The organism is Aerosakkonema sp. BLCC-F183 (assembly GCF_041929145.1).
GTDB lineage: Bacteria > Cyanobacteriota > Cyanobacteriia > Cyanobacteriales > Aerosakkonemataceae > Aerosakkonema.
In genome coordinates this window covers 1-9,723 of the sequence record NZ_JBHFNU010000095.1, presented here as the reverse complement: position 1 = coordinate 9,723, position 9,723 = coordinate 1, and the positions used below count along the sequence as shown (strand labels likewise).

The following is a 9,723-nucleotide window of genomic DNA, read 5'->3' as shown; positions in this document are numbered from 1 at the left end:
ACCAGATGGCTGGTTAATTTCTCTATCCAATAAGCCTGCTATGTTTCCTCCATCGCCAGCACCAATTTTTTGGGATTGTAGTGCGATTCGTTATAGCCGCCTCAATCTTCCTCAAATTGGAAATTCTCTGGTAACTCCCTTATTCTGCATCAACCAATATCTAAGTCTCAAAGCTAAGCCTGGGGATTTTATAACTTGTCCCGACCACATCCTACTACCAAATAGCGATTTAGAGTTTCGCCGTCAATTTAACTTAAAATGTGCCAAGGAATTCATCGTTTTAGCCAAAACGCATTTACCATTCTGCCGACCTTTGGCAACAATTCATGGTGTAACTATTGAAGAGAAAATTAGGAATGCGGTTAGGCTGTATGAACTAGGATATCATGCGTTCGCCATTGGAGGTTTAGCTATTAATGCTAGCCAAAAACGTGGGAATATTACAATCATTCGAGCTATCCGAGAAGCTTTACCTTTGATTTTTCATATCCATGTGTTTGGTCTATGCTCCCCTGAGTACGTGCGAGCTTTCGCTCAAATAGGTATCAATTCTTTTGATGGAAGTTCTTGGCTACGGGAAAGTTTCTTAGGGTTCTTCTACGAAGCTAGAGAGAATAAGTTAATCAAGCATAGAGTTCCCCAAGTTCTCTCCGGTAATTTGGCAATCCCTTTATGTCATTGTCGCATCTGTGAAACCTTAAGGAATTCAGGGATAGAAACTAGAGCAATGGGAAGTCGAGCGGCTAATTTAGGGAGAGCGATTCATAATCTAGGGGAATTAATTAAAATCCATCAGCAAGTCATTTATAACCAAATGATTCATTAACTATCCTAGTTGTAACCATGCGAATCTTTAAACAAGTCAGCTACGTAGAAATACCACAGGGATGGCAAACCTATGTGTTTCCTGTTTACGGCGGTTTTAGGCGCTACAAACTGCTCAAAACTCTCACTGAACTTGAGCAAGCTAAAGAAAACTGTGTTCGACAAGGGTGGAAAATGACCAATGCGACTTCTTTGGTTAATAAAATGAACTGTTTTTCAATTCAAAATTCATAATCTCCAAATTCAAAAACCAACCTCATGGACTTACTTCTATTTAGGTTTGTGGGTTCGTGTAATTTTGAATGAAAGCATTTGGCTTTTGAATTGTTGAACGCGCTGACGCGCCATTCATGGCGACGTACTGCTATCAAAAGTTTATCATTATGGCACCAAAAAACTCAGCTTCTCTATCCACTAATACTCCCTTATTTTTGCCAAAAACGATAATCTCTACGCCGCACTCCAGCGAATGTGGTCACACATCAAACGCCGAAGAAGAAAGGGATGATAGAGAAAAAGAATGGTACGAACGGTGGGATTACTCTCATATCGGTGACACTGACATCGATTTGCATTATTGATTAATTATGATTCGCCAACAACTCATCTGTGATGTTTCTCCGAACAGCTTGGTAAATTCTTTTGATAATTCCGGTTTCAAAAGCTTGGTTATCTTTGATAATCAGGAATACCTGGAAATCAAATTTACCCAAAGCTGTCTGAAACAATTAACGGAGATTATCGCTCATCTCACTCGACTGCAACAGCTTCTTGTTGAGTCGAAAAAACAAGACATCATCACCCAGTTGAATTCCCTGAATTTACCTGTTGTCATTCCCAACGTCCCTGAGAAACATACATCAATTGTGGCTGGTGACTCAGACGAAGAGATTCCATTTTAGTAGCAGAGATTTTTCCTTGATTACTCATCAAATCAGGAAATTTCTTTGCTCATCATTAGTATCCAAGCGCTGACGCGCCACAGAAGGATTAACAATTTATCTCTAAATCAGTGAAAGACAAAGCATCTCAATCAAACCAGCCTGTCACTTCAGCAGATAGCGCTACTCCAACTGCACTGGAAACTCCAGAAATCGAAATCGAATTAGAACGGGATGAGTTTGCTGACCCCATCTATCTCGACCCTAATGCCAAATTACCGCGTATCCAGGCATTGCGGGGTAGCACTCCCAAATTGTGCGGCTACTTTGTTCCCGCCGACCAAATGGCGAAAGCTGGGTGGTTCAATTTTGATGAAAAGTTACTTACTACCTATACGTTCGAGATTACTGGGGTTGAGGAACAAGGGTTTCTCACACCTTCCCCTCGAATGCTGGTGTGTCCTAGAACTCCTACTTTAGCTTACGATCGCAAGGCTACCAAAGAATCGAAACAATTGGTAATCTTGGGGCGCTATTCACCAGAATACAAGGATGAGGAGAATATCGGCAATACTCAATATTTTGAGATTATCTTGCTTGATGAGAAGAATCAGCCTTTACACCAAGTTCCATTATCTTACCGGGCTAGTGGTGCTAACCAAGCTACCTTCGCTACCCACTGGCAAGCTTTCATCGATGAAATGACGGCTTGCCATGCTATCAGTAACCGCATCGCCGCCAGGGGTAAGAATAATCTTTTCAAGTGCTTGTGCGTATTCTGCTTTACCACGGTACGGGAATTAGCGGGGACAACGCAGAAAAGCCCTGCCTGTAAAGTAGCTAGCCACGAGGTTCCTAGTTTGGAAACTTGGAAGCAGTATTTTGTGGGATTCAATCAGGAGCGCAAACAGGAGGTTTGGGAAGCTCTGCAACCTGCTCAACCTCTGATGGTACCTGGTCTTGCGGGTAGCACTAGCTCAATGCCTCAACTGCCACCTGCTCAATCGCAAACTCAAGCAAGTCGATAGGTTGGTTGGTTCTTTACCGATTTTAGCATTCTGTACGATCGCTTCTAGCACTGCGCGAGAGCGCAATCGCAGCAGCGTACCGGAGACATATCGCTTAGATACGGTTTCTCATTTCCTTATCCACTCTAAGTTTTTGGAGTGGATAAAGGCTTTCATTATCTACACTAAATTCAACGAAATATAGCAACCGAATCGGCGGTTAGGACATTCTTAATTCCTGAAACCCTTGATTCGACGCCATTCTTCCCCTAGCCCCGACGCCATAGCCCCTAGTCCCTAGCTATACCATGAAATTCTCTTGTACTGCCAAGCAATTCGATGCAGCACTCGATACAGTTATGGGTGCAATACCGAGTAAACCAAATCATCCTATCCTTGCCAATGTTCTCCTCAAAGCATCTAACGAAAAATTAGAAGTTGGCGCTTTCGACCTCAGTTTGGGTATCACTGCACATTTGGAAGCATCTGTTGAGCAAGAAGGTGCTTTTACACTTCCAGCTAAACATTTATCAAACATTATTTCTACTTTGCCAAAAGAGGAAGAACTGTCATTTACTATTCTCCCAGATAAACAGGAAGCTACATTAACCTGTTCTGGCAAACGCTACAATTTTCGAGGTATGGCGGCATCTGAATTTCCTCAATTACCTACCATAGAGCCATCCACAGGTAATTCTGCTATATTGACTGCCAGTGTTCTAGCGCGTGGATTGAAAACTACTTTGTTTGCCACCGCATCGGATGAAACTCGGTTAGTTCTTACTGGTGTTAGGTTAACTTTGTCAGGGGAGAGTGTGGAATTCGCTGCCACTAATGGCAAATCTCTGGCTGTGGTTAAAGATTCTATCCATACCAATGGTGAGAAACAAGAGCCTCCGCCTGAAAAGAAAACCAAAGGCAAGAGGAAATCCCCAATTACTGAGTCAAGCAGTTTAGCTATTACTGTTCCTAAAAGTGCTTTGAAGGAGTTGCAGAAGCTTTTGGGTAATCCGACAGAAAGCAAGGATGATTTTCCAGTTGAACTGCACTTCAATGATAGCCAAATCATGTTTGCTGGGGCTAACTTTACTCTGGTTTGTCGCGCCTTGGCTGGAAGTTATCCTGATTATCGCCAATTGATACCATCCCAGTGGAGTCGAGAAGTTTCTGTTAGTTCTCAGCAAATATTGGCAGCGGTGACTCGTCTTGCTACTTTTGACAAGCACAAAATTATTCGCTTCGTTCTTAATTCAACTGAACAAGTGGTTTCTCTGTATGTGGAAGGGAAAGATATTGGTTCTGGTGCTGAATCTTTACCTGCTTTAATTAAAGGTGAGGATTTCCAGATTGGGTTTGATGCTGATGTCCTTATCCCTGCTATTAAAGCTATCCCTTCTTCTGAGTTGCGTTTTTCATTTAACGAACCCCATTATCCTGCTACTATCCATTTACCGGATAGTACTCTGTCTTCTGCTACAGTTTTAGTGATGCCTGTGGAACTTGGTGGTGAATCTTTAAAGCCTGAGCGTTCAGCACGACGGAAGTTGTCTTCTGAAACTCCAACAGCGGAAATTAAAGAATCTTCATTAGTTGAAGATGAACCATTGTCAGATGAGCCGTTGTCAGCGCCTGTTAGGGAAATAGAATCAACAACAGAAGCAGAAGAAGCTGAGTTAGAACTGGCTGCACTCCCAATGTGAAGCACAGGTTACTGCGAAGGTATGTTTTCAGTGCTTTTTAGGGTATGTTTTTCCAAAAATATACCCTAAAAAACTATGGCCGATGGGCTAGAACCATTTCTATATATAGTAGATAGAAGGCTTTCGCTGGCTACCAGGAGTTTTTAGGGTATAAAAACTGGATTTTATACCCTAAACGACTATACGCGATGAGCCATAACCATTGCTATATATAGTATATAGGAGGTTTTCCCTGGCGAGATGGAGTTTTTTAGGGTACAGAAATCGGTTTTTATACCCTAAAAAGCTATAGTCCATGAGCTAGAAGCATTCCTATATAAGGTATGCAGGAGGCTTTCGCTGGCTACCAGGAGTTTTTAGGGTATAAAAACTGGATTTTATACCCTAAACGACTATGCGCTATGAGCCAGAACCATTGCTATATATAGCATATAGGAGGCTTTACCTGGCGAGCGAGAGTTTTTAGGGTACAAAAACTGGATTTTATACCCTAAACGACTATGCGCTATGAGCCAGAACTATTGCTATATATGGTATATAGGAGGTTTTCCCTGGCGAGATGGAGTTTTTTAGGGTACAAAAATCGGTTTTTATACCCTAAATTTAGGGTATCTTTCAGCGGTAATATACCCTAAAAGGGCATGGGCCATGAGCCAGAACTATTGCTATATAAAGGGTATTAAGCGTTTTCGCTCCCGTTGGGCTGTTTTTAGGGTACATGAACCAGATTTTATACCCTAAATTTAGGGTACACTTCTGGCTGCAACATACCCTAAAAGGCTAAGCGCCTGAGCTAGGATTACTATTATATAAGGGGTATTAGCTGTTTTCGATCGCCTTGGGCTGTTTTTAGGGTACATCAACCGCATTCTATACCCTAAAAGACTAAGCAGGATAGCGAGAACCATTGCTTTATATGGTATATAGGAGTTTTCGCTGGCGACCAAGAGTTTTTAGGGTACAAAAATCGGTTTTTATACCCTAAACGACTATGCGCGATGAGCCAGAACCATTGCTATATATAGTATATAGAAGGCTTTCCCTGGCGACCAAGAGTTTTTAGGGTACAAAAACTCGATTTTATACCCTAAACGACTATGTGCGATGAGCCAGAACCATTGCTATATATAGTATATAGGAGGTTTTGGCTGGCTGGCTAGAGTTTTTTAGGGTACAAAAATCCGTTTTCATACCCTAAATTTAGGGTATGTTTCAGCGGTAATATACCCTAAAAGGGTATGGGCCATGAGCCAGAACCATTGCTATATAGTATATAGGACGCTTTCCCTGGCTACTAGGAGTTTTTTAGGGTACATAAACCGGATTCTATACCCTAAAAGACTAAGCAGGATGAGCTAGAGCCACTGCTATATAAGTATATAGGAGGCTTTTCCTGGCTACTGGGAGTTTTTAGGGTACAAAAACTCGATTTTATACCCTAAACGACTATGTGCAATGAGCCAGAACCATTGCTATATATACTATATAGGAGGTTTTGGCTGGCGGAGATGCAGTTTTTTAGGGTACAAAAATGGGTTTTTATACCCTAAATTTAGGGTATGTTTCGACGGCTTTTGTACCCTAAAAGGCTATGGACAGTGACTTAGAAACCCTGCTGAATGCGGCTTTGCAACTACCTCGCCCGGATTTGGAAAAGTTGCACGCCATTATTGGTGGATTGCTAGAAGCAACCGAACGGTCAAATCAGCCGATACCAGGGGAGAGACGGGGCACGATTGAGTGGAAGACGATACGCAACAAGAAGCAGGGTAAAGAATACGGCCCTTATCCTTATTTGCGTTATTGGCAAGACGGAAAGCTCAAATCGAAGTATCTGAAAGATTTACCCACTCATTTCAACGAACCTTAATTAGTCTCCCAAGTCTACCAACCATCTTCATTTTGAATTTTGAATTTTGAATTTTGAATTGTATATGTATCAACCATTTCACCAAAAGTACCGCCCGCAGATTTTAGCTGATTTAGTGGGTCAAAATGCGATCGCTACTGCCCTTACTAATGCTATCAACTCTGGGCGCATTGCCAGTGCCTATCTGTTTACTGGGCCAAGAGGGACTGGTAAGACCTCTTCTGCTCGCATTTTAGCTAAATCCCTCAACTGTTTGGAAGCGGATAGCCCCACAGCGTCTCCTTGTGGTCGCTGTTCCTCTTGTCGAGATATTGCCAATGGTGCTGCCATCGATGTGCTAGAACTCGATGCAGCCAGCAATAATGGGGTTGACCAGATTCGGGAAATCTGTACGGGGGCGCACTTGACTCCAGTACAAGGTCGCTATAAAGTATATGCGATCGACGAAGCTCATGGATTGAGTGGTGCAGCGACTCAGGCTCTTCTGAAAACCCTTGAGGAACCCCCGCCCAACGTGGTGTTCATCCTGTGTACTACGGAACCTCAAAAGTTACCAAATACTATCATTTCTCGCTGCCAACGCTACAATTTTCAACGGATTAGTTTGGATGCAATGGTGGAACATCTGAAAACCGTTGCTGAAGTTGAGGGTGTCGTAATTGATGAAGTTGCTATACACTTGGTGGCACAGTTAGCCACAGGCGGATTGCGGGATGCGCTTTCTTTGTTGGAGCAACTTAGTTTATTAGAACAGCCGATTGCAGCGCCAGAAGTGTGGGATTTGGTGGGGGCTGTACCAGAGCAAGAATTAGTGGAGTTAGTGAGTGCGATCGCATCTGATGAAGAATTGGATACTATTGATATAATTCGCACCATCCTCAATTCCGGGAAAGAGCCATTGGTGGTTCTTCAGAATTTAATTGAATTCTACACCAAAATGCTGATTGCTCTCAACAACGGGGATAATCAAATTGATTTGGAGTTAGCACAGGGAACAACAGAACAATGCAAACAACTGGCTATCTCGTTGGGTCGCCATACCATTTTAGCTTCTCAACAACATCTGAGAAATTGTGAAGCTCAAATCAAATTTTCTACCCAAGCTTGGTTGTGGTTAGAAGTTGCTATCCTGGGATTACTCCCCGGTGCTATACAGAGTGTCGGTAATTCCAATGCTAATAGCACATCTGGGATAAAATCTACACCGACTGTATCACCGATAGTTTCACCAACGTCTGCTGCTGTTCCTAATAGTAATATTTGGCAACCTGTGCTAGCCAAAGTTCCTCCGGCGCTTAAAGTGTTGCTTTCTCAACATGGTTCATTGGCTAGTTTCTCAGAGGACACGGCTACTGTATTTGTCAAAAGTGCTGCTTTGAAACCAAGGGTGGATAGCCAAATTGCTGCGTTGGAATCAGCATTTAGTTCTGTTACTTCTAGACCGATTAAAGTTTCTGTGTGTAGCTAAATAGTTTCTTGATTTTAGCTGGGGAAAATAATTATATTATGTCCCGTGACATTGGTTGTGTAATCTCATTTTATCTGTCACATAGATAAGGAGATAAATATCTGTGTCTCCTACACAAAGGTAAAAGCTTACATCTGCGTTTATCTGCGTTTATCTGTGTTTCATCTGCGGTAAAAATTTCCCCCTGGATTCCCGCCAAAAAAGCCTGATATTACTCTTACACTACCAATGCTAAGGACATAATATTACATTCTCCCCCACTAAATCAAGCATATTATAGTGGGGCGTATCTATGGCTCACTCTGCCATATTTTCTAGTTTTTATCTGGCTAAATTTTGCTAGTTATCATAAATACAAGACAGCATTAATTTTGCCAATATCTTTGTATCATACCAATCCCGGCGATTGATAAATTAGCTACTATAATAGTAGGGAATTGGTAGATTTATTGATAACGAATTTTAACTAGGTGTTTTCATGCCACAATATTTTCAATATAGTTTATTCCTGCAACAGGAAGAGGAACTTCAATCCAATATAGTTCTGCTCGACAATCCCCTATTTCCTCAACTTCTACAAGAATGGAAACAAGCTAATAGATTTGGCTTCGATTTAGAAACTTTTGGCAATTCAGGGGAACCTGACAGCGCTCTTGACCCCAATAGTGGAGAAATTCGCCTGATTTCTATAGCTATTACTATAGATAATGAAGTTTGGGTGTTATTAATTGATAATGGTTTCTATAATGAGCAAAGAGTGCCTATCGAACAACAGCTTCAGGCGTTGGGATTCTGGGAAACTTTGACAGAAAGATTAGCTAATCCAACTGTAGAAGTTGTGGGACATTCTTTGGATTTTGAGCAACAATGGATGTTGGCGAAGTATGGCTTTAAAATTCGCTGTATTCGCGATACTAAGTTGATGAGTCAGGTATATTGGGCTGGTTTAGACCCTTGGTTGGATAAAGTTAACAATAAGCCACATTCTTTGGCTTCTGTTTGTCTGCGTCTTGGCATTAATATAGATAAAACGGAACAGAAGTCTGAATGGGGTTGGGGAGATAAGGGGGGTGGGGAACTGAGTAATAACCAATTAAATTATGCAGGTTTAGATGCCTCTGTAGTTCTGCAAGTACATGACCGACTCGAACCTTTGTTGAAGGAAATTGGTGTGTGGAATTCCTATTTGGCTGAGTGTAGTGCTGCACCTGCTTTTGCACAGATGGCTTATTATGGGATGCCTGTGAATGAGGCGGTTTTGGATAGTGTTACCGTACAGTATGAAAAGGCTTATCAGGATTTGGTAAATAGGTTGGGTTCTACTTTTCCTGAAGCGGTTCCTTATCTCTATTCAACTAAGGAGTTACCGAAGTTGATTAATGGCAAATTCAAGCTGAAATTAAGTCAGGTGAATGCTGATTCTTTGAGTAAGTATTGGGATATTCCTGAACTTAGGTTGATTTCGGTGATTAAGACTACTAAGACTTATCTGGATTATCTGAGTAATCTGAAGGAATCGTTGCGGGATGGATATGTGCGTTCTCGTTATACGCAAATTAATCGGGCGGCTTTTGGTCGCAGTAGTAGCCAACATCCTAATTTGCAAAATCCTCCGAATCCGAGTAATTTTCCTGGGGAGTTACAAGCTTATAATTTGCCTGGGATTAGAACGGTTTTTGTGGCGCATCCGAGTACTAGCTTGATTGTTTCTGACCTCTCGAAAGCACATACTCGGATTGCTTGTGAGGCTTCTGGGGATAGTGAGTTAACTAAGCGGTTGAATTCGGATACTCAAGAAATCTTTTGTTCGATTGCTTCGGCGATCGCATTTATTCAAGGTCTGGGTTATGATTGGACTGAGGATAATATTCGTCTGTGGGTTAAGGATAAATCTCATGCTAATCATCAGATGGCGGCGATGTTGCGGGCTGTTAGTAAGAACGTGCATTATGGGTCGATGAATTTGCAGGGT

At 42.0% G+C, this 9,723-nt stretch carries 10 protein-coding genes; all 10 read left to right on the top strand.

Going from position 1 to position 9,723, the window contains the following annotated elements:
- Positions 1 to 826 (top strand): hypothetical protein (locus tag ACE1CD_RS27945; RefSeq protein WP_374790252.1); only part of this gene is annotated, 826 nt, incomplete at its 5' end.
- A 17-nt stretch (positions 827 to 843) separates the two neighbouring features.
- Positions 844 to 1,059 (top strand): hypothetical protein, encoded by a 216-nt coding sequence (locus tag ACE1CD_RS27940; RefSeq protein WP_374790250.1) that lies wholly within the window; start codon positions 844 to 846, stop codon positions 1,057 to 1,059.
- A 149-nt stretch (positions 1,060 to 1,208) separates the two neighbouring features.
- On the top strand, positions 1,209 to 1,406 hold the full coding sequence (locus ACE1CD_RS27935) for a hypothetical protein (protein WP_374790249.1): 198 nt from the start codon (positions 1,209 to 1,211) through the stop codon (positions 1,404 to 1,406).
- 6 nt (positions 1,407 to 1,412) lie between these two features.
- On the top strand, positions 1,413 to 1,727 hold the full coding sequence (locus ACE1CD_RS27930) for a hypothetical protein (protein WP_374790247.1): 315 nt from the start codon (positions 1,413 to 1,415) through the stop codon (positions 1,725 to 1,727).
- Positions 1,728 to 1,837: 110 nt separating this feature from the next.
- Entirely contained in the window at positions 1,838 to 2,734 is an 897-nt protein-coding gene (locus ACE1CD_RS27925) for a DUF5895 domain-containing protein (RefSeq protein WP_374790245.1), read from the top strand.
- A gap of 1 nt (position 2,735) precedes the next feature.
- Entirely contained in the window at positions 2,736 to 2,918 is a 183-nt protein-coding gene (locus ACE1CD_RS27920) for a hypothetical protein (protein ID WP_374790243.1), read from the top strand.
- Positions 2,919 to 3,021: 103 nt separating this feature from the next.
- Complete coding sequence (gene dnaN, locus ACE1CD_RS27915) at positions 3,022 to 4,413, top strand: DNA polymerase III subunit beta (RefSeq protein ID WP_374790241.1); 1,392 nt, start codon at positions 3,022 to 3,024, stop codon at positions 4,411 to 4,413.
- Between the two features lie 1,591 nt (positions 4,414 to 6,004).
- The gene (locus tag ACE1CD_RS27910; protein WP_374790239.1) at positions 6,005 to 6,283 is read left to right on the top strand and encodes a hypothetical protein; all 279 of its coding nucleotides are present in this window, start codon (positions 6,005 to 6,007) and stop codon (positions 6,281 to 6,283) included.
- Positions 6,284 to 6,329: 46 nt separating this feature from the next.
- Positions 6,330 to 7,751 (top strand): DNA polymerase III subunit gamma/tau, encoded by a 1,422-nt coding sequence (gene dnaX / locus ACE1CD_RS27905; RefSeq protein WP_374826904.1) that lies wholly within the window; start codon positions 6,330 to 6,332, stop codon positions 7,749 to 7,751.
- A 478-nt stretch (positions 7,752 to 8,229) separates the two neighbouring features.
- Positions 8,230 to 9,723: DNA polymerase (locus ACE1CD_RS27900; protein ID WP_374826903.1), on the top strand; the 1,494-nt coding region annotated here is incomplete at its 3' end.

Coding starts and splice junctions, on each gene's coding strand:
- ACE1CD_RS27940 (WP_374790250.1), top strand. CDS start 844: ATGCGAATCTTTAAACAAGTCAGCTACGTAGAAATACCACAGGGATGG.
- ACE1CD_RS27935 (WP_374790249.1), top strand. CDS start 1,209: ATGGCACCAAAAAACTCAGCTTCTCTATCCACTAATACTCCCTTATTT.
- ACE1CD_RS27930 (WP_374790247.1), top strand. CDS start 1,413: ATGATTCGCCAACAACTCATCTGTGATGTTTCTCCGAACAGCTTGGTA.
- dnaN (WP_374790241.1), top strand. CDS start 3,022: ATGAAATTCTCTTGTACTGCCAAGCAATTCGATGCAGCACTCGATACA.
- ACE1CD_RS27910 (WP_374790239.1), top strand. CDS start 6,005: ATGGACAGTGACTTAGAAACCCTGCTGAATGCGGCTTTGCAACTACCT.